Source organism: Ensifer sp. ENS08 (assembly GCF_014852195.1).
Taxonomy (GTDB): domain Bacteria; phylum Pseudomonadota; class Alphaproteobacteria; order Rhizobiales; family Rhizobiaceae; genus Ensifer; species Ensifer adhaerens.
On sequence record NZ_JACVBF010000022.1, the window covers coordinates 64357 to 85026 of the forward strand.

The 20670-nt window shown below is 59.3% G+C and carries 19 protein-coding genes and 1 pseudogene; 11 read left to right on the forward strand and 9 right to left on the reverse strand.

What is annotated here, in order from left to right; all coding sequences use genetic code 11:
- Positions 1–157: 157 nt before the first annotated feature.
- A pseudogene (locus tag IB272_RS34795) lies at positions 158–1189 on the forward strand (zinc-dependent alcohol dehydrogenase family protein); the annotation flags it as partial.
- A 243-nt stretch (positions 1190–1432) separates the two neighbouring features.
- Positions 1433–1774 (forward strand): GNAT family N-acetyltransferase, encoded by a 342-nt coding sequence (locus IB272_RS35185; RefSeq protein ID WP_281436412.1) that lies wholly within the window; start codon positions 1433–1435, stop codon positions 1772–1774.
- 646 nt (positions 1775–2420) lie between these two features.
- On the opposite strand, the gene IB272_RS31155 is transcribed toward IB272_RS35185, so the two are convergent.
- Both IB272_RS31155 and IB272_RS31160 read right to left on the reverse strand, forming a co-directional pair.
- Positions 2421–2750, reverse strand: coding sequence for a c-type cytochrome (locus IB272_RS31155; protein ID WP_192445713.1), 330 nt, complete (start codon positions 2748–2750; stop codon positions 2421–2423).
- A 264-nt stretch (positions 2751–3014) separates the two neighbouring features.
- A complete protein-coding gene (locus tag IB272_RS31160) occupies positions 3015–3455 on the reverse strand; it encodes a universal stress protein (RefSeq protein ID WP_192445714.1) in 441 nt (146 codons plus the stop codon).
- A 422-nt stretch (positions 3456–3877) separates the two neighbouring features.
- Between IB272_RS31160 and IB272_RS31170 the strand changes: the two genes are divergently transcribed.
- Positions 3878–4822 carry a hypothetical protein gene (locus tag IB272_RS31170; protein ID WP_192445716.1) on the forward strand — a complete coding sequence of 315 codons (945 nt, stop codon included), beginning with the start codon at positions 3878–3880 and terminating at the stop codon, positions 4820–4822.
- A 48-nt stretch (positions 4823–4870) separates the two neighbouring features.
- On the opposite strand, the gene IB272_RS31175 is transcribed toward IB272_RS31170, so the two are convergent.
- The 3 genes from IB272_RS31175 to IB272_RS31185 are packed head-to-tail and all read right to left on the reverse strand — an operon-like array spanning position 4871 to position 10333.
- Positions 4871–8137: an error-prone DNA polymerase gene (locus tag IB272_RS31175; protein WP_192445717.1), complete on the reverse strand. Its 3267-nt coding sequence runs from the start codon at positions 8135–8137 to the stop codon at positions 4871–4873.
- A complete protein-coding gene (locus tag IB272_RS31180) occupies positions 8134–9657 on the reverse strand; it encodes a DNA polymerase Y family protein (protein WP_192445718.1) in 1524 nt (507 codons plus the stop codon). Before IB272_RS31180 ends, IB272_RS31175 begins: the two co-directional genes overlap by 4 nt.
- Positions 9572–10333: an ImuA family protein gene (locus tag IB272_RS31185; RefSeq protein ID WP_060581441.1), complete on the reverse strand. Its 762-nt coding sequence runs from the start codon at positions 10331–10333 to the stop codon at positions 9572–9574. The genes IB272_RS31180 and IB272_RS31185 overlap by 86 nt, the downstream gene beginning before the upstream one ends.
- Positions 10334–10566: 233 nt before the next feature.
- On the opposite strand from IB272_RS31185, the gene IB272_RS31190 reads away from it, so the two are divergent.
- The 5 genes from IB272_RS31190 (at position 10567) to IB272_RS31205 (ending at position 13486) form a co-directional block, all read left to right on the forward strand.
- A complete protein-coding gene (locus tag IB272_RS31190) occupies positions 10567–11238 on the forward strand; it encodes an SOS response-associated peptidase (RefSeq protein ID WP_060520190.1) in 672 nt (223 codons plus the stop codon).
- Positions 11239–11264: 26 nt separating this feature from the next.
- Entirely contained in the window at positions 11265–12347 is a 1083-nt protein-coding gene (gene dinB, locus IB272_RS31195; protein ID WP_192359094.1) for a DNA polymerase IV, read from the forward strand.
- A 424-nt stretch (positions 12348–12771) separates the two neighbouring features.
- Positions 12772–12894: a hypothetical protein gene (locus tag IB272_RS35450; protein WP_256385321.1), complete on the forward strand. Its 123-nt coding sequence runs from the start codon at positions 12772–12774 to the stop codon at positions 12892–12894.
- A gap of 91 nt (positions 12895–12985) precedes the next feature.
- Complete coding sequence (locus IB272_RS31200) at positions 12986–13264, forward strand: hypothetical protein (RefSeq protein WP_192445719.1); 279 nt, start codon at positions 12986–12988, stop codon at positions 13262–13264.
- A gap of 30 nt (positions 13265–13294) precedes the next feature.
- Positions 13295–13486, forward strand: a complete 192-nt coding sequence (locus tag IB272_RS31205; protein ID WP_034800379.1) for a hypothetical protein — start codon at positions 13295–13297, stop codon at positions 13484–13486.
- Positions 13487–13900: 414 nt separating this feature from the next.
- Here the strand turns inward: IB272_RS31205 and panD are convergent, their stop codons facing one another.
- On the reverse strand, positions 13901–14353 hold the full coding sequence (gene panD, locus IB272_RS31210; protein WP_060606845.1) for an aspartate 1-decarboxylase: 453 nt from the start codon (positions 14351–14353) through the stop codon (positions 13901–13903).
- A gap of 891 nt (positions 14354–15244) precedes the next feature.
- On the opposite strand from panD, the gene IB272_RS31215 reads away from it, so the two are divergent.
- The gene (locus IB272_RS31215) at positions 15245–15574 is read left to right on the forward strand and encodes a hypothetical protein (RefSeq protein WP_034800375.1); all 330 of its coding nucleotides are present in this window, start codon (positions 15245–15247) and stop codon (positions 15572–15574) included.
- On the opposite strand, the gene ligD is transcribed toward IB272_RS31215, so the two are convergent.
- The 3 genes from ligD to IB272_RS31230 are packed head-to-tail and all read right to left on the reverse strand — an operon-like array spanning position 15571 to position 17090.
- Positions 15571–16545: a non-homologous end-joining DNA ligase gene (ligD, locus tag IB272_RS31220; RefSeq protein ID WP_192445720.1), complete on the reverse strand. Its 975-nt coding sequence runs from the start codon at positions 16543–16545 to the stop codon at positions 15571–15573. The two genes, IB272_RS31215 and ligD, sit on opposite strands and share 4 nt — an antisense overlap.
- On the reverse strand, positions 16546–16764 hold the full coding sequence (locus tag IB272_RS31225; RefSeq protein WP_051659543.1) for a hypothetical protein: 219 nt from the start codon (positions 16762–16764) through the stop codon (positions 16546–16548).
- The gene (locus IB272_RS31230; protein ID WP_113553319.1) at positions 16761–17090 is read right to left on the reverse strand and encodes a hypothetical protein; all 330 of its coding nucleotides are present in this window, start codon (positions 17088–17090) and stop codon (positions 16761–16763) included. The genes IB272_RS31225 and IB272_RS31230 overlap by 4 nt, the downstream gene beginning before the upstream one ends.
- A gap of 1381 nt (positions 17091–18471) precedes the next feature.
- On the opposite strand from IB272_RS31230, the gene IB272_RS31235 reads away from it, so the two are divergent.
- Both IB272_RS31235 and IB272_RS35670 read left to right on the forward strand, forming a co-directional pair.
- Positions 18472–18753 (forward strand): hypothetical protein, encoded by a 282-nt coding sequence (locus IB272_RS31235; protein ID WP_112977347.1) that lies wholly within the window; start codon positions 18472–18474, stop codon positions 18751–18753.
- Between the two features lie 1357 nt (positions 18754–20110).
- Entirely contained in the window at positions 20111–20344 is a 234-nt protein-coding gene (locus IB272_RS35670) for a hypothetical protein (RefSeq protein WP_034800367.1), read from the forward strand.
- Positions 20345–20670: the final 326 nt, after the last annotated feature.

Here is a 20670-nt window from a genome sequence, read left to right on the forward strand (position 1 = left end):
CGGTTCATTGGCCGGCCGTTCGCACATGCCGCCCCCCCATTTCCACGTAATGCGCGCACCTCGCTCGAACTTTGACCGTCGTCAAAGCCGGGTCGCGGCAGCATGTGCACAATCGTCAATGCTTGCGACCCCAGCGAAGCTTGTGAAGGAGAAATCGATGAAGGCTCTCGTCTATGAAGGTCCGGGACGCAAGTCGCTCATGGAGCGGCCGATACCGACGATCGCCGCTGCAACCGACGCCATCGTGAAGATCACGAGGACGACGATCTGCGGGACGGATCTGCATATTCTCAAAGGCGACGTGCCGAGCTGCACGGCCGGCCGCATTCTCGGTCATGAAGGTGTGGGCATCGTGGAAGCAACAGGGACTGCTGTAAGCCAGTTCAAGAAGGGCGACCACGTCCTGATTTCCTGCATCTCGTCTTGCGGCAAATGCGACTATTGCCGTCGCGGAATGTACTCCCACTGCACCGCTGGCGGATGGATTCTCGGTAACACGATCGACGGCACCCAGGCCGAATACGTCCGCATTCCGCATGCCGACACCAGCCTCTACCCGATCCCGCGAGGCGCTGACGAAGAGGCCCTCGTCATGCTCAGCGATATTCTTCCAACCGGCTTCGAGTGTGGCGTGCTGAATGGCAAGGTGCAGCCGGGCGGGACGGTCGCCATAGTCGGCTGCGGGCCGATCGGCCTGGCGGCGTTGCTGACGGCGCAACTCTACTCGCCGGCCGAAGTCATCATGATCGACCTCGACGAGAACCGCCTCGCAGTTGCAAGTCGCCTCGGTGCGACACAGACAATACAGGCGAGCGGTGAAGATGCATCGCGACAGGTTATGACGCTGACGGAGGGCAAGGGTGTCGATACGGCGATTGAAGCGGTTGGTATCCCCGCCACGTTCGAGCTTTGCCAGGACATCGTCGCACCCGGGGGTGTAATTGCCAACATCGGGGTTCACGGCGTCAAGGCCGATTTGCACCTGGAAACTCTCTGGTCGCAAAACATCTCCATCACCACCCGGCTTGTCGATGCGGCGACAACGCCGTTACTGCTAAAGACGGTGCAATCTGGAAGAATCGACCCGAAAAACCTGATCACACATCGTTTCAACCTCAGTCAGATTGCCGATGCGTACGAGACCTTTGGCAATGCTTCACGCACGAAAGCTCTCAAGGTGATAGTCGAGACCGATTTCGCTCAACCTCTTCAGACGGGCAGCGCGACTGAGTTAGAAACCAAAGGCTCATGCCCGGCCGACGTCTGGAGCTGCAATCTTTTGACGCGCGGCGGTCTTGTCCTTCATGTTCGTCCGGTGCGTCCTGAAGACGATGCGCGCCTGGCAGAATTCTTCGCTCATCTGACGCCTCAAGACCTGCGCTTCCGCTTTCTTGGCGGGGTGAGGGAGGTCAGCCACGAGCGTCTCTTGTCCATGACGCAGGTCGATCACAGTTCGACCGAGAACTTCCTTGCCTTTAGCGATGATAGCGAGGCGATCATCGCCAGCGCCATGGTCGCTTGCGACACGACCACCCAAAGAGCAGAAGTCGCGATCTCCGTTCGCACCGAACACAAACACATGGGCGTCGCCTGGGAAATGCTGCGCCATGCCGCCCGGTTTGCAGAGGCCTCCGGCGCCAAATCCCTCGAATCGCTCGAAAGCCGCGCAAACCATGAAGCAATCGAACTGGAACGGGAACAGGGTTTCGTTGCAGTTCCCTATACGGATGATCCGACCCTCGTCCTCATTCGCAAGGAACTGCGACAAGGCTAGCGCACAGCAGGCAGTCGGCGGCGGCCATCGACATCGCGGATCGCAATGAGCCGATAAAGAAGGAGGTCACGGACACAGCGACCGCGAGGGATCGGCTAGGATAAGCCACTGGACAGACGTTTGACATCCTGCTGCGATCGCCGATGACTAAAACGTTGCCTGGTCCGATCGGCGACCTCGTTTGATAAGGGCGGCTTTGCCCACTTCGATCCGTGAGCTGCGCTCCGATGCATCTTGAAACAATCCAAGTTTTGGCTGGCTTTAGGATATCCAGAACCGAGAACAATGGCTGCGGGCCATCATAGTCTGCCTCTCGATTGTTGGGCCTCGAGCGCCAACGCCAGGATATGACGCACGACGTCGATGACGGCGTCCGGCGTTTCGGGGCGGCGGCCGGGCTCGAATGCCAGGCCGATCACCGCGCGCGCTCCGGACGTTCCGTTTGAGACTCCTGTTCCGAGTACACTTCGGCAAGCTGGTGAGTTCCCGTCGCCGCGGAAGACTGCGCCGCATCGAGCTCCGCCTCCGTTAGTGTAATGTCACCGGTAATCTCGGAGCACGCCACCTTCTCCCCGGTCACGAGCATGGCGACCGCCGGAACTTCAATGAGAGGCGCAAGCACCTTCGACGTCCCCCTTCACAGTCATCAATGTGCAAGTTCCCGTCCCCCCAAGCTGAGGATATAGGCCGAGATGTCCTGAACGTCGGTCTGCGAGAGTACTATGTTCGGCATGGTCGGATGGTCCTGGGCCGTGAGCCAAACGTTAAGCGCCGCTGCGGTCATTCCCGGTGTCGCAGCAACCGTCTCGAAGCTCGGTGCTTCAGCAATGGGCGATTGCGATTGATCTGCGAGGACGGCGTGACAGGCAGCACAAACCTCAAGCGCGAGCTGGCGCCCCTGCTTCATGTCCTGGGCGTGGACCGTCGGAACCGTTGCAATGATGCCGGCAATCATTAAGACGATCGTTATCCGCATTGCGATCTCCTGAGCCAGATGAAGCGTAGCACGATGCTTTGTAAGGCTGAGATCACGTCGATGGGACGGTTTATGCAATCGCATGCTATCTGCCCGTCAAGAGGCCATAGTACCTGTTGGGAGCCTGCTGCACGATCAGGGGGAATAATAAATGGCATGCTCCTGAGCGCACCTTGTGGTTTGGCCTTGTCATCCTTGCACTGGTAAATCCTACAGAGACGGGCGATGCACACCTTTCCGGACGATTTTGTCTCAATCCTCGTGCTATTTCCTATATATCAGGACGGGGATGGTCGAATGCGTAAGAACTTTGGCGGCGACGCTGCCGATGATCAACGCGCCGACACCGCTGCGGCCGTGCGAAGCCATGATGATCAGATCGGCGCCGATATCCTGCGCTTTTCTGATGATCTCGAGGTAAACTTCATGAGCGCTGGTTTGATCGGTCACACAGCGAACCCCGGCCGCCTCGGCCCTGGTCCGAGCGGTGCGAAGCGTCTCGGCAGCGTGCACTTCGGAAAGCGCCTCATATTGCGCCCGGGTGTTGCTGAGTTGCTCCGCATCCAGAGAAACGAGGTGAAAGGGCTCCGTCACGATAAGGATGGTGATCTTCGCACCCACTTCCTTTGCGAACGTGATGGCGGCATCCACGGCCAGCGTCGCGAGCGGTGAGCCGTCGGTGGGTACGAGGATGTTGCGGAACATGGGAGCCTCCCGATTGCAACCGGAATCAAGGTAGCCGTGTCGCCCTGCGCCCGCATTGACCCAGATCAATGAATTTAGCCTTAGCTTATTTACTCAGTGGGCAAGAGAGGATTTGGCCGATCTCTCGTCCGTCGCCGAAGGGTGGTACGTCGAATACAAGCAAGAAGTACCCAACGCCAGCTCCATTGCGAAATCAATCACGGCTCTAGCGAACACCTACGGCGGATGGCTCTTTTACGGTGTAGCCGAAAAATCTAAGGACGACGCTGTCGCCGGCGCCTTCCCCGGAGTTTCCAGAGAAGATGCTGACGGTGTGCTACAACGGATTCGTCAGGCTGTTGCCAATCACTCTCAGCCATCCCCCTATTTTAGAGCTCGGGCGTTGTTTGGTCCGGCCGAGCGTCTAGGTCTTGCAGAGTCGTGTGGGCGACGGATCAGAGCCTCGAGCTGAAAACGATAGGTTCGTTCTTGATCAGCTATGGGGTCGCTCTTCGAAGGTAACGCAAAGGTACGCGGACTGGGTCGAGGGCGATCTCAAAACCTCCGAAGCGGAAAAAGACGCTGCTTTCGTTAGGCTCTTCCTCATTGCAGATTTTTGGGGCGACCATGGGCCGAGGAAGGCCATATCACTCCGACGAGTACGTGAAATTGTGGCGGATGCCAGTGGCGACTATTCCATCCCCTTTGACAACGTATATCAAACCTCTGGCGGCTTTGTCTGCCGTCAGACGGCAGGTAACAATCCTGAGCTAATGGGCCTCACATGGAAGCTCGGCAGTAATTTTCACAGCGAAATTATCGTGCCGCTTGCAAAATTCCGGCAGAATAGTCTGAGCGACCTTGCTCCGTGGTTAGACGGCTATGAACACACCCACCGTTTTCTGCGACTTTGCCATAAGCAACGATATTTCAGCCCGACAATCATCGACCTCAATATCCTGCTGCACGTCTTGCTTGGAATCGCGCGCATTCAAGTTGCTTTAGCCAAAGAGTTTTCTTGGAACGGTCCTGTCTATCTCAAGATGGAAATCTCAGGCATTTGGCGCACAATTCCATTTTTCGACACTTCAAAAGTTCTCGATGAATACGAAAAGCATGGCATGGCACTCGGCTTGGGCGAAAAAGTCGCCATTCATTCAGGTCGAGAGCAAAGTAGCTTCATCGAGATTACGCGCCCTGACGACAACGATGACGAAGGACAGCGCGTACTCGTAGCGCTTAGGCTATTCATTCCAATAGCAATCGCGCTAGGGATTCCCGTTCCCGAGGATGAGCATTCCGACTGGGGTGATTACATCGGCGATTTCCTAAGGGCTGGACTTCGGGCGCTTGAGGTCCAGAAGAATCGTTCTCGTCTGAAGGCATAGCGGTTGTCGTCTTAGTTGCGCTACGATTGGGAAGCGGTAGGACCGTGCTTACCTGAAATCCCGCGTCTTCACCTTGATCTGATCGAGATGCAGATAGGGATCGACGATGTCGCGCGGCCGCGGTCCCTTCGGCAGCCCGCGCGGATCGGGCGCCGGAGCCCCATGATGAAATTCATCCCCCCGCCCATGCGGAAGCGGAAAGCTGGCTTCCCGCTCGCCGACGCTGGCAAGTTCGCCTGACAAATCGGTCAGCCGATGGGCGACCAGATGCACGACCTCGCCTTCTCGCTGAATACGACCATAGACGCCGAGCATGCCGGCCCCGAGGACCACGCGGCGATAGCTTTCGAAGGTCTTAGCCCAGACAACCAGATTGGCAATGCCCGTCTCGTCCTCGATCGTGATGAACATCACGCCTTTGGCGGAGCCCGGCCGCTGGCGGACAAGCACCAGGCCGGCCGCCTCAAGCCACCTGCCGTCACGCGTCTGCATCGCCTCCCGGCAGGTGACGATGCGGCGCTTCGTCAGATCCGCACGCAGGAACGAGAGCGGATGGTCGCGCAGCGTCAGCCCGACATGCCCATAGTCCTCCACCACTTCGCCGCCCGCAGTCATCGGCCTTAGCGCCACTGATGGCTCATCGAGTTCGGGGACGGTCCGACTTTCACGGGCAGATGCCGCGGCAAAGAGCGGCAGCGGCTCGTCGCGCAATGCCTTGATCGCCCAAAGTGCCTCGCGCCGGGCAAGCCTCAGTGAAGGCTGGAAGGCATCGGCCTCGGCAAGCTGGACGAGCGAGGCTGCCGGAACCTCTGCCCGACGCCAGAGATCGTCGACGGTCTCGAAAGGCCTTTCGTCGCGCGAGGCAACGATTGCCGCGGCGTCAGCGTTCGCCAGCGCCTTGACCATGCGAAGACCAAGGCGAACGGCAAAGCGGCTTTCATCCCCCGTTGCCTCGAGCGTGCAATCCCAGCGGCTGGCGTTCACACAAACTGGCCGAACCTCGACCCGATGATCGCGCGCATCCCGCACGATCTGGGCCGGGGCGTAAAAACCCATCGGCTGCGCGTTCAGAAGCGCCGCGCAGAAGACGTCCGGGTGCCAGCATTTGAGCCACGAGGAGGCGTAGGCGATCAGCGCGAAGGACGCCGCATGGCTTTCAGGAAAGCCGTAGCTGCCGAAGCCTTCGAGCTGCTTGAAGGTCTTAATCGCAAAGTCCGGCTCGTAGCCGTTTGCGACCATGCCCCGGACAAGCTTCTCACCGAACTTCGAAACACCGCCGGTATGCTTGAAGGTCGCCATGGCGCGGCGCAATTGATCGGCTTCGCCCGGCGTGAAGCCGGCGCACTCGATGGCGACGCGCATCGCCTGTTCCTGGAAGAGCGGTACGCCAAGCGTCTTCCCAAGCACCTGCTCCAGTTCCGGCTTCGGGTAAATCACCGCCTCCTTGCCCTCGCGCCGGCGAAGATAGGGATGCACCATGTCGCCCTGGATCGGGCCGGGGCGCACGATCGCCACCTCGATGACGAGGTCATAGAAGGTGCGCGGCTTGATCCTCGGCAGCATCGACATCTGCGCGCGGCTCTCAATCTGGAAGGTGCCGAGCGTGTCGGCCCGCCGGATCATGGCGTAAGTGCGGGGATCTTCGGCCGGGATGCTCGCGAGATCGAGATTGATGCCCTTGTGTTCGGCGAGCAGGTCAAAGCCGCGCTTCATGCACGAGAGCATGCCGAGCGCCAGGCAATCGACCTTCATGAATTTCAGGATATCGATATCATCCTTGTCCCATTCGATCACTTGGCGGTCGGCCATGGCCGCCGGCTCGATCGGGACAAGCTCGTCGAGGCGATCGTTCGTCAGGACGAAGCCGCCCGGATGCTGCGACAGGTGACGCGGCGCGCCCATCAGCTGCCGGGCCAGATCGAGCGTGAGGCGGAGGCGCCGATCGGAAAGGTTGAGATTGAGCTCCTCGGCATGTTTTTCGCCGATGTCCTCGCCCCAGCCCCAGACCTGCGACGACAGCATCTTCGTCATGTCCTCGGGCAGCCCAAGCGCCTTGCCGACATCGCGAATGGCGCCTTTCGAGCGATACCGGATGACGGTCGAGCAGAGCGCTGCATGATCGCGGCCATAGGTGTCGAAGACCCATTGCATGACGATCTCGCGGCGCTCGTGCTCGAAATCGACGTCGATATCCGGCGGCTCGCGCCGCTCCTCGGAGACAAAGCGCTCGAAGAGAAGGTCGTTGATTTCAGGGTCGATCGCGGTGATGCCGAGCACATAACAGACAGACGAATTGGCGGCCGATCCTCTGCCCTGGCATAGAATGTCCCTTGAACGGGCAAAACGCACGATCGAATTCACTGTCAGGAAGTAGGACGCATATTGAAGCTTCTCGATCAGCCGCAGTTCGTGCTCGAGGTTCTTGCGGACTTTTTCCGGCAACCCTTCTGGGTAACGCCAGGCTGCACCTTCCCAGGTCAGTTGCGCCAGTGTCTCTTGGGCTGTCAGTGCAGGATTGGATCGCTCCTCCGGATATTGATAGGCGAGCTCGTCGAGCGAAAACCGGCACCGCTTCAGGATCTCGATGGTGCGGGCAAGCGCTTCAGGGTAGCGCGCAAAGAGCCGCGCCATTTCCTCGGGCGGCTTCAGGTAGCGATCGGCGTGGCGCTCTCGGCGGAAACCGGCCTCGTCGATCGTGATGTTGTGGCGAATGCAGGTGACGACATCCTGCAGGATGCGTCGCTCCGGCACATGAAACAGCACGTCGTTGGTGACGACCGTTGGCACGCCGACTGAAGCTGCCAGGTTGGAGAGCTGATGAAGGCGCAGCTGGTCGTTCGGCCGGCGGCGGAGTGTCAGCGACAGGTAGGCGCGGTCGCCGAATTCTTGCCTCAGACGGCGCAGCTCCCGCGCGCAGTCCTCGTCAGCGGCATCGGGAAGGAGAACCGCGATCAGTCCCTCGCCATAGGCAACGAGATCGGACCAGGCAAGCCGGCATTTCGCCTTGCCGCCGCGCTTCTTGCCGAGCGACAGCAGCCGGCAAAGCCGCGCATAGGCCGGCCGGTCGGTCGGAAAGACGAGGACCGATAGATCGCCTTCAAGATCGAGGCGGCAGCCGACGACCAGCCGCACGCCGACATCCTTGGCCGCCTGGTGCGCTCGCACGATGCCGGCGAGGCTGTTGCGATCGGCAATGGCCAGCGCCTCGAGCCTAAGTTCGGCGGCACGTTGGAATAGCTCTTCGCAGGAGGATGCGCCGCGCAGGAAGGAGAAATGCGAGGTCACCTGCAGCTCGGCATAAAGCGGCGTCGTCATCCGAAAATCCCGTGCAGGAACCATTGGTGGCTGCCGGTCTCGCTGTGTTCGCCGTCGCCGGCGCGATAAATCCAGTAGCGCTCGCCGGCCTCATCCTCGACCTGGAAATAGTCGCGTATGGCGACGAGCTCGGCATCGCGCTTCCACCATTCGCCGAAGACGCGTTCGGGGCCGTCGGCACGTTTCACCCGTCGGCGCACACCACGCCATGTGAAACTGACCGGCGGATGATCGGGCAGAAGCGCCATCGTCTCGATCGCTTCAGGATGGGGAAGCAAGCGCACCGGTCTTGGCCAATGGCCGGGCCAGGCGAGACCTTCGTCCGGCGCCATCGGCGCGATGCGGTTGATGGAGCGTTCGGGCACGTCGCTGGCGACCGGTTGAAAACGATAGAGCCGGCGTGCGCCGATGCGGTTTCCCAGGATGTCGATCAGGCCGGAAACATCGGCCTCCGGTTCCTCGACCAGCGAGGAAACGACCTGTCTTGCCACCAGCGGCTCGGCGTGGGTTGCCGTCAGCGACATGATTTCGATCCCGAAGCCCGGATCGATCGTTTCGATCCTATCAGTGATGAGCCGGATCAGGCGCTTGGCGTCGCGAACGGGCGTCGCGGTGCCTGCGCGGATCGCCTGGTAGGTGTTATCAACGCGATGGAAGAGAAGGTCGACGCGCCGCGCGCCGAGGCCTCTTTCTTCCAGTACCAGACAGAGCGCGCCCACAAGCTTCGCGGCATAGCGCGCAATCGTCTCGGCGGCCGCAATCGGTTCACCGAAGGAACGGCGAACTTCGATAAGTTCAGGCGTGCGGACCGGATCGATCGGCTCGGCAACCTCTCCCATGGCCTGGTCGATGCGACGGCCAAGTTCGGGTCCAAATCGAAGGGCAAGCGGCGCCCGCGGCACGCCGGCCACCTCACCGATCGTGTTGAAGCCCAGCACGCGAAGGCCATGGAGGATTGCAGGATCGAGGCGAAGCGCTGCGACGGGCAGGTCACGGATGGTTTCCTGCTGCGCCCTCGGAGCGACGACCAGCGTCGGATGAGCGAGAAACCGGGCGCCGGCATGGGCCGCCCCCCAAGTATCGGCAATCGCAGCCCGCGCCTCGATGCCGGATCCGAAGAACCGGTTGACCATGCCTGACAGCATAAGGTCCTCGCCGCCATGCAGGTGATCGGCACCGGTCGTATCGATCACCAGGCCATCGGGCGGATCGGCAGCAACGATCGGTGCATAGCGCTGCAGCGCCCAGAGCGCCAGGCGTTCGAGCGCTTCTTGATCGGCGGCCGGATCGGCGTCCATGACGACAAGACCTGCGACGAGCGCCTGGGCTTTCGTGGCGGCCATGCGGGGTCTCAGGCCTGCGGCAATCGCCGCGGCATTTACCGAGAGCACCACACGCCTTCGCTGTTCGCGACCGACGAGGACGAGAGGCGTTTCAGCCGGCGGCGCTGCGTCGCCGAGCTTGCGCCTCAGGCGATCCGTGGGCCAGCTCGGAAGGAAGAGCGATACGACCCTTGGCATCTGGGGCCTCCACTTCGAAATCTGCACTTTCGCCGGCACGGCAGCGGATGAGTTCGACGAGCCAGCGCGCGCGGCCGACGCCTGGAACCGGCAAGGGGACAGACGGCATGACGGACACGCGCCAACGCGTGACCGATGCCGTCGGCTGCCCGAAATCCGAGGCTTCGGCCTGTCGTCGCCAGCGGCGGATCGCAATGCCCAACGTGCCGGAACTCTCGGCTGCAAGCTGCAAGCGGCGCGAGGCGGTCATCGAAAGGCGCGCGAGCTCGCCGACGACGGCACCGAGGCCGCCGTGGCGAAGCCCCTCTTCCATGCAGGAAAGAAGCGCCTTTTCGTCGCCGGCCTCCACATAGATGACGCGGCTCGGCGAAAGACCGACTTGAGCCAGCGCCGGCGCGAAGAGATCGGGCCGCGTCACACACCAGAGCACCTTGCCTTTCGAGCGGGCGGCAATGCCCGCGCAAAAGAGAGCCGCCGCCGCGCCGTCGATCGCACCGTTGCCGCCGCCGGCGACCTCATGCAACGAGCCGAGTACAAGCCCCCCACCCGGCAATCGCCGATCAATCTCGGTGACACCAAACGGCAGCACCTGTCGTCCACGGCCGCTTGCGCCTTCAAGGCGCTGGATGCGCTCGCGAAGTTCTGAGACGACGGTATTGTCGACTGGACGGGGCATTTTGGAAGGAACAACTCCTTAGGGCTATGCATTAGCGCTTCCTGTTGATATGTTCTCTATTTGTTCCTATTTGAGTTGCGAGTCAACGAAGTTCAGAAAAGAGACTGTTGATTGCGATCGAGACGCCAGCACGGACACGCTGCTTGGTGCAATGAACAGATCGAATGCCGGGGAACGGGGACAGAAGCGAGCAGTCGTTGATATGAAGCTAGGTGAGAAAGGGAGACTGAACTTTGTGCAATCTCTACAACATCACGACGACACGTGATGCCGTGATCGCATTCACCAAGGCATTCCGCGACAAGGCAGGCTGGAACCAGCCATCCTATGACGTCTATCCCGGCTATCAGGCGCCCGTAGTCCGCGTCGGCGAAGACGGAGAGCGAGAGATCGCGCGTGTCACCTGGGGCATGCCCTCGCCGCCCGCTTTCGTGAAGAACTACGATCCCGGCGTCACCAACATCCGAAACGTCGCCTCTCCGCACTGGAGACGCTGGCTCGGGGCGACCAGTCGCTGCGTCGTCCCCTTCAACTCCTTCGCCGAGCCGGATCCGGCGGCCAAGGTTCCCGGCGGTAAAATCCCCAATGCCTGGTTTGCCGGAACTAAGGAGCGGCCGCTGATGTTCTTCGCCGGCTTCTGGACGCCATGGAAGGGTGTCAGGCGCGTGCGCGATGGTGAGCGCGAATACGAGCTCTTCGGCTTCCTCACCACATCCCCGAACGAGATCGTCTCGCCAATCCATCAAAAGGCCATGCCGGTGATCCTGACCACACCTGACGAGGTCGATCTGTGGCTCACCGGATCCTGGGACGAGGTGAAGCACCTGCAGCGGCCGCTTCCGGGCAACATGCTTGTTGTCGTCGAGCCTCCTGCCGCCCTGCCCGAAGAAGACCTGCTGCTATGATCAGTCGTTGGGTCGCGTGATCGGTGATGGAACGCTCTGAGCGCACGCGAAAGATCATCCATGTCGACATGGATGCCTTCTACGCCTCGGTGGAGCAGCGGGACAATCCCGTACTTCGCGGGCTTCCGATTGCCGTTGGCTTTGGCGAGGCGCGCGGCGTCGTGGCTGCCGCAAGCTACGAGGCGCGCAAATACGGCGTCCATTCGGCCATGCCGTCGGTCACCGCCAAGCGGAAATGCCCGGAGCTGATTTTTGTGACGCCGCGCTTCGATGCTTACCGCGCAGTCTCACAGCAGATCCACGCGATCTTTGCCGAATACACGCCGCTCATCGAACCGCTCTCGCTCGACGAGGCCTATCTTGATGTCACCGAGAACCTCAAGGGAATGGAACTTGCGACGGAGATCGCCGAGGAGATCCGCGCCAAGATCAAGGCAAGGACAGGCCTGACCGCTTCGGCCGGCGTTTCCTATAACAAGTTCCTCGCCAAGATGGCGTCCGACCAGAGAAAACCGGATGGCCTCTTCGTCATCACGCCAAAGAACGGTCCGGCCTTCGTCGAGGCGCTGCCCGTCAAGAAATTCCATGGCGTCGGTCCGGCAACCGCCGAGCGCATGCACAAGCTCGGGATTGAAACGGGCGCCGATCTGAAGGCTCACGATATCGCCTTCTTGCAGCAACACTTCGGAAAATCGGGACCTTACTTCTACTGGATCGCCCGCGGCGTCGACGAACGTCAAGTGAAGGCCGACCGGGTGCGCAAGTCCATCGGCGCGGAAGACACGTTCTCCATAGACGTCCATGATTTCGAGACCGCCAGGGCTGGCCTCGAACCGCTGATCGAAAAGGTCTGGCGCTACTGCGAAGGGAACGGTATTCGCGCCAAGACCGCGACGCTCAAGGTGAAATGGGCGGATTTCACGCAGATCACTAGGAGCAAGACAACAGCGGCACCGATCGCAAGTGCTACAGAGCTTGCCGCGGTCATGACGATGCTGTTGTCTCCACTCTTCCCTGCCCCAAAAGGCATTCGGTTGCTGGGCGTGACACTGTCGTCACTCGATGAAGCAACGATCGAAAGCAAGCCACAGCTTGCCTTCGCGCTCTAAAACACCTTGCTCGTCCGCCAGGACACCGAACGACCGAATGAGGGTTGGCGATCAACTATGCGCCGGCTACCAATAGTGGGATGGGTCATGCGGCCAGCTTCCCCTCGCCGTGACAGACCGCGTTGCAAATGACGGCACGTCCGTGCAGCCCATTGAGAATGCAGCAGCGCGAGCCGCACCCACCGAGGCTCGCTCCGTTCACTCGAACAAATCATGGAAATCGTGATCACCGAACGGGCGGCCTTCGCGGGGAGCCGGCGACCTTATTCAGTAAACTCTTAATTAACCATAAGCTTGCAAACTGTGTTCAGTCGCCAATCACATTCCAGCGTACAGCGGCAACTCAGAACCGTAACCCCGCCCACGGGTTACGGTTTTGCCCATAAAGCCAGGCACCTCTCAACCACAAGCGCAAGGTTAAGCGATGAGTTATGACTGGAGCGGCGCGCGGCATCGCCGGATGAAGGTTGCACGTCTTGGCGCCGCGCTCACTGTGGCGGCCACCGTCGTTGCCGTTGTAGTCCAGGTCATGGGAAGTGCGCTCTAGAGCGACGCAATTGCCGTGAACGGATGAGTTCGGCTCATCGATACGATGACCAACTCCGCGTCCTTGTTTCCCGAAGAGGAAAGGTTCGAATATGATCGACTGGAATACGGACGGTCACGGCAACATAAGGGCATCAACGGTCGTCGGCTGGAACACTGCAATCGACGAGACGGGCGAGCTTTTCCTGAGGATCGAATTCAGCGCCGATCCGGATCTCGAAAACGTGTCGGCGCTGCAGTTCAGATTGACCGCGCAGCAAGCAATGCAAATTGCGGAAAGGCTGACGAACACTTATCGGCAGTCCTCGACGGCGCGCGAGCGCCCAGACCAATCCTTGCTACTGACGTCGCAGGGGCGCCCCGCGCCATAATGAATGGACAGACCAGGAAGGGGAAAGGACGTGGCCACCCGCAAAGAAATCGCCGATCGTGTGATTGCCAAGTGGCAAGCAAGGGGCATTGCAATTGACCACACCGCCGAGTTCCAGGCTCTGCTCAGACTCTGGATTGCGGGTGACATTTCCATCGATGACATCCGGCGGAGGCACCTGAAAATGCTGCGCGAACGTGCCCGAACGGCAAAGCGCAATTAAACGACGAGACAGGTCTTGTGGCATCGCCGGCTAATGTTGAGCCCAACGACGCATCGCCACGGCAAACCCGCTTCCGGTTTATTTCACTGATAGGACGACCAGGCCTGCAATTGGGTCGGTTACGCCGAGCCCTCCTCCGAGGTCCTCGAGCGTCTCACGAAAGCTGTCAAGCGTGGCGACCATCTGCGGCCGGCTCGCCGCCAATGCTTCCATGCTCCCCATTCCGCGATAATGCAGTATCGTCCCTCGCCAGCCTCGATGATGTTGGCATGACGCAGACCCGACCAGCTTTGAGCTATGTCCCGGTGAGCGCCGAGAAAAGCCTCAGCCATCCCCGGCTTGACCTTGAAGAGTGCGGACGCCGCCTCGTTGGCGACGACACAGCCGTCAGGTTTGCCTCTTGGCCAAATCCAATCAGCTGCCGGACACCATAAGCGGTATCGGCAATGCCGTCTCGGCCTCGTCGAGGATTTCGAAAGTGAATTTGCCAGATGCATCGACCTCAACCGAGTAGCTGAGGCGATCCTGCACGCGGTTGTTCTCGTCGAAGGTCAGTACCTTCGGCTTCAAGGAAGTAAGCCGGCTTTCGTCGAGGTAAACCGAGTTGCATATAATGATCTGGTCGCCCGGCTGGCATGTGCGTGCGGCCGCACCATTGAGGATGCAGCACCTAGAACCGCGTTCACCGAGGATGACGTAGGTGGAGATGCGCGCCCCGGAATTCTTGTTCCAGATCTCGACGAACTCCATCGGCAAGATGCCGGCCTCCTCACAGTGGTCCGGGTCAAGAGTGATCGACCCATGATAGTTGAGGTTCGCCTCGGTGACATAAATGCCATGGAGCTTCCCTGCGACCAGCTTTCTCATGCTTTTTCACACCTCGCGGTTGATCAGGTTTCGTCGCGCCCTGGCGCTGCCGACGAGGCAGAAATCTTCGCGCACGGACAATCGCCAAGCAGAGAGAAGGCCCCGCCGGGGAAGGCGGGGCAAGGTTCGCACCCAGATGACTCTCTGAACGCGGGGAAGAAAAACTCCATCGGCCAAGCCGATGCGCTCAGATACGAACAAAGCCGCCCGCAAGGAAGGTCGCTTTCGACAATTCCGGTACGGCTTTGCTAATATATCAACCGGCTCAAATGACGATCCTAATCGTGTCGGCACCAGCTTTTCCCCTCCCGCGTTGTCGCAATCCGTACGGCGTATGTACTAGCCCGCCCCCCGACACGACTAATTCAGTTTATTTTTCAGCCAGTTAGCTTGCCGAAGGAGGATATTTAGCGCTTCGTGAGATACCTTCGACGGTTCCGCTATCGGTCCGCCAGCAGCCAGGAACGAACCGCATTTTCGCATCGTTTTACGACGCGCCGGATTTTCTCGAACATGAATGGCCGATGCGGCCCGCAGCTATGAGCGAGCAATCATGACGTGTCGAGGTCCCTAGGAGCGTGGGGCTATCCGGCCCGCGCCCCTGTAGCGTAGAGTGTTTGCGCCGTGTCGACACACCGACTTCGGGAACTATTCCGGGATTCCGCGACGCGAGTTTGCATCCGCATCAATGCTAAAGAGTTGATGTTGCGCGCCGCAATTTTCCGAAAATTTGACAGCCAAGAGCGGAAGAACGAGAATTCCGCTCCACATGTCAAAGTTAATTTCCAATGCGCCTCCAACGGCGCATTATGAGACTATCGCTGGACTTTAAGAAGGGCTCCGGCGGCTGGGAGATCATACGCGCTTTCGCCCTAAGGGAGGGATTGCGCTATGCTTTCTCCACGCCAATCTGGATACATTCTTCCTCAAGATTTTACGGTCGTCTCATCGGTCTTTGATAAGGTCGCAATTGCGCGAGCAATAAGCCGCGAGAGCGAGGAGGCTGAACGCTTGGCCCGATATGCGCTGGAACTTTACATGACCGGCACGCGTAATGAGTTGGACCTCGAAGCGCGCTTAAAGGAATTCTGCGACCCGATCGACTATGGGATGGCGGCCGGTGGAGGTGGAACCGTCGGAGATTTGTTGCCGGACTTGTCGGCATGGGCACGAGCACTGACTGCCTCACCAAGCACGGCGACCAAAAGATCAGACGTTTAATCGAGATGGTAAACTTCGACCTTCTCCGCCCGCTCGCCGACCCTCTTAAATGAGGGATGGCGCAGTTTCGCGTCCTGCGTCCACGCCCGATACTCGACCTCGGCGACTAGCAGCGGTTCGGAGAAGATCGCGCCCCTGCGCTTGAGTGCCACCGGTGGCCGCTTAGCCGGGATCGCGTCGAGCAGTTCGCGAAGCTGCACCGACTCGTTGTTGCTCCATCCCGTTCCGCACCCGCCGACGTAGACGAGCTCGTCCCCCTTCCTCGCCGCCAGAAGCAGGCGGCCGATCGCGCCTGGCATCGTCGAAGGCTCATATCCGACGATCACGAACCAATCGCGCCAAGCACATTTAACCTTGAGCCATTCCGGCCGGCGCCCGGATCGATAGGGTGCGTCCCGCCGCTTCGCGATGATCCCCTCAAGGCCGAGTTCGCAAGCTGCGCGGAAGAAATCGGCGCCGTCAGCCTGGACTTCCTCGGAGAAACGTATCGTGCCAGCCCTACCGGCGACGATCGGCTCGAGCAGTTGCCGGCGCTCACCCAAGGGCATCATCCGAAGGTCCTGGCCGTCTAGATAGAGGAGATCGAAGGCAAAGAAGATGATCTCTCCGGCATCGCGCAGGCTCGGCCTTCTCCCGACCGCGCGCTGCAGCAACCCGAAGTCCGAGCGGCCCCGGTCGTCGAGCACAACCGCCTCGCCGTCTATGATCATGGTCGCATGGCCGAGCTCGCGCGCATCGGCGACGACGGAACCGAACTTCTTAGCCCAGTCATATCCGCCGCGAGTGATCGCCCTCACCTCGCCTGGCTCGACATGGATCGCCAGCCGATACCCGTCCCACTTCACCTCAAAGGTCCACTCCGGACCTTTCGGCGGCTGATCGACGAGGGTAGCGACGCATGGCTCGACGCGCCGCGGCATCGGTTCGGGCAGCGGCGTGGAGGTTGGTTTCTTTCTAAGGGTTCTAGCCATTCAACGTTGACGATTTGCTCGTCTCTGGATCATCGCGGCTAACGCAGCGAGCCGACTTTGGGGCAGCTTTATAATGAAAGTATCGATGTCCCGTCCGAAGTTGGACCACGCTCTATCGCCGTCAATCCCCTTGTCGATTACCCCGGCCTCTTCGAGTTCAGAGCGCTCCATGTTGATGCGTGCCAAGGAAATCTGCAGCAGATCCGAGCCAGTGATCATCGCCCCACTCCCTGCTGTGGAAGGTTCATAGTTCCATGAGTAGGTTGCCGCGCTTCGTTGTCCGGTTCCGCGGCCTCTTCCTCCTCTACCAGCTTTTGGTAGCAATCCTCGATATCCTGCGCGATGCCGTCGGCGTCGTAGAGGTAACCATCTGTGCCGCCGTCAGTTTCAATGATCTCGGCCAATGAGTTCATTACCACGCGACCGAGGTATTGTAGGGCGTCGCGATGATGATCGGCGCCTCCGCTCGCGAACGCCTGGCGCGCATCGTCAATCGCCTGACGCATGGCCTGAAATGACCCGTCGATATGGAGCTTCGTGTTCACAGCACCGCCTCCTCAACGCACCGCTTGGCCCTAACGCAATACTCGTGGATAGGTTCACTTTACTATCGACAGACAGTTAAACGCCACAATTGATTCGATTCGATTGGCGTACCAAGCGATCTCATTCGCAATCGGTCAGCGCAGAGGAACATTCCGCATCCGCGGCCGTTGTTTGCATTGCTGATGATCCACTGCCCAACGGATCAAGGCGGGCCTTCATCGAAATTTTTAAGAATGGAGACCCCTTTTGTGTAGCACGGTTGGTATAGCACGCGCGCTCTAGGTCCCGTCGAGAATGACGGGGCCATTTTGCTTGCCGAATGGCGACACTAGCGATCTCGCCTGTTTTCCAAGTGCGCTCGCGGGCGGTGTCGCAGTAAACCCTGGTTCGACGTGGGTGGGGGAACGCTTGTCGGATGCAAGCTTTTTGTAAGGAATGCCGACGTTGATAAACCGGGCATGTGCCGCCTTATGAACAATCGTCGCTGCAATAGGTTCAGTCGGTAAGGACAGGAAAAACCCTGGCTCGAGTTGGCATCTCCTCAGTTCGGGGACGTATTGTCCAACGGCCCCAAACAGATAGCTCACCCAAATTCGGTCGAATGATGCAATTGCGCGTTTGTTTCGGTTAAGATCATGGCTTTGCCAACGCACTTTGTACGCTCACCCTGATTTCCCCCACAGAAAGCCCGGATCCAAAGACCGTCAACACTGATCGGCTTCGAAAAGCCTAAGAAGCGCAAAAGCGACAAGACGATGGACAACTTTGCGTACCTTGCCCGTCAAGCGGGAAGACTCCGTGCTCACGCAGCGGATCGTAGATCAATTAAGTTCCAAGTCCTTTAAACGTGATGGGCACCCCAACGGTGTCGGCAGACACCTGAAGAGTTCGTCCTAGATGTCTCGTCACGACGGAACCGTTTCCAAAGACAGCAGTTTGTAGTCTGCTCCCAGGTTTTCGCATTGCCCTGCGGAGAGAGGAATTGGCCCCCGATAGCTCCAGGGGGCCAATTCTTTCTGTTCTGCGCAGCCCGCACGTGCATGTGGGGCACCTATGAAGGTGCGCCCCGGCCTCTTTTCTGAAAACCCAGCGCCACCTATTGTGAGTTTCGTGACCATGCCTGTATCAGATCAGGCTTCCCCAGTGCGCAATTTGTAGGATTCAACATGGTGGCGCGGAACAAGCCCCCTGGATTGCGGTTTCGACAACGAGCCCAAGCTATCCACTTCCCCTGCGAGGGCTCATTGGACACTGAACCTCTTGGCCCCGTTGGTTGCACTTTTGGGGCCATCATCTGAGATCGTTGCATGCAGTTTACTACTCAACCAGTAAAGGCGGAGGATCTTGGGTCTGACAACGGATTAGGACCTTTGCGGGATCGTGAATGAGTTGATCGCGGCTGGGTGCGATATCACGGCCATTGGACATGAGATGTACGTGATCGGCGAGGTGAAGGATTCTGCAACCGAAGAGGTACGTCGGATAACGGAGAAATACCGGGACCGAGATCCTCTTAGGCTGGAGATCGTCGCCTACCTCTGGTCGATCGGCCGAGACGACGCGGCACTAGCGCTCACATTGACGCCAATCATCAGCGCTGTATTGCCGGGCGATTTCTTCTCGCCGGAGCCCTCGCACTGGAACGTCTGCGCCCTATATTAGATAACGCGCATATCGCTCCCCGCCCTCCGGGGATTGAAAGCGCGCCCGTGCTTCATGATTATGAAGCCAACTGGCCTCGTCGCGCCCGAACGACGAGGCCTTTTTGTTTACCCAGATCGCAACTGATCACGGACACGATCCGTCTGATAGCCCAGAAGCTCACGCCGGGGGCCATCGCCGCGACAGCGTCGAGTTCGGCGACGACCCAAGGCTTCCCCCCCCCACCACGCCATCGGGCCATTTCTCTTAGTCGGATCCCTAAACCGATGAGTCCCAATTAGAACCCCTCGCCCGCGACGCCGTTTCTTGTTTTCAAATCCGAGCTTACCTACGGCGCGCCTGAGAGGGTGAGCCTCCGCTGGGACACCGAGCGGAGGCTCATGCGCGCATAATTATATATGTTATATCAAGCATCTACACGCCAATATAAACCGCGAACGCAGGTGGATAGCGTCGAAATCGGTAGCGGTTTGTGTAAATGCAGGCGCAGTTTGCCAATCTGAGAAATGCAAGGCAATTCACCCAAACGGGCGTCCTGCGTACTACATTCGAGTTATATTCCAACGTGGAGGGTCCGGACAGTTCTTCCGCAAGCGCTAAGCCATCTATTGCTGCACACCGAGTAGTGGTGGCTCGGTCATGCACTCAATGTGATCGGACACGGCTGACAATCAAGCGGTCCAGAGCCCCTATCCTATCTGTTACGTACCGGGTCTGGATTGGCAATCCCCTCCGGACCCGTCGATGACCTCGAAACTTATGGCCCCGTCAGGCGCCCTTCGAGGCAATCCTTTGGCACCGAACTTGTCGGTCTGATTGGTGCAGTTGCCGGGGGCGTCGGTGGCCTGGTCGGCCTGCCTCCACGGCGCGCATCGAGGCCGCCGCTTCAGCGACCTGCCTAAAAACCGGGATAAGTGTGTATATGCTCGCTATCAACGATTGCATTTGCAGGCATCGGGCCCGAACAATGCTTGCAAGTTTGAGCAACAGTCCACAACAGGCGAGCGCGCCATTTGACGCTCTTTTCCTCACGCTTTGGGCGAGCGGATCTTTGAACCACGACCGTTCTCTTCCAGGCACTGGAGGATCTCCCGCACAAGCCGGATATCGTAACTGAGATTGTTGAGCGTGTTTTCTCAACTGCCCGTCCTGGTTCGCCGCCAGTCGCTCCTGCCATGCCCACACGACCAGACCGACTGGTGCTCGAACGCTGGTTATCTCATCGTTGCCGGTGCTCACTCTTTGCGAACTCGTGCCGGCCGCTCCACCGCTCGGAGACATTGACGGCTGCCCCTTGCCTACGGTCGTGATTTGTGGCGCCATCAAAATCTAGGCGGCAACAATTCGGGGGAATCCAATGATAGACACGCAGTCCAGTATTTTGGACCAGGACCTATCCGATTTGATCAGGGGCCAAATTGAGCAGCGCCACACAAACGAATTTCGGGCAATACTCTCAACCGGCAATGAGATTACGATGCACGGACCCTTTACTATTGGGCGCGACTTCATCATCTACAAAACTGCGAAGGATAACAGCGGCAAGTGGGCAATGACGCCCTTTGCTCATATCGTGCAGTTGGTAATTTGACGAAGACCTCGGCGCTTATCTAATTGCGACCACACGGCGAGAACTGTGCTATTGTTCTGGGGTTGCCATGCGGCGACCGGACACAACCGACCCCTCCCTAACCGCACGGACCGCGAGGCTCAAACGGCGCTTGCGCGTCTCTTTGCCAGAAATGACGAGCTGACAATGGCGACGAATGCATCAGCATTCACAGCGCTCCAACTAGGAGGAAAGCACCATGTCAAGTCGTCTCGTTTTCTCGCTACTCATCGCTTCCGTGGGCATCCTTATGGTTTGGGCCTTCAGACCCGCGCCGACGATCTTCACTGGTTATGAAACACCGCCTA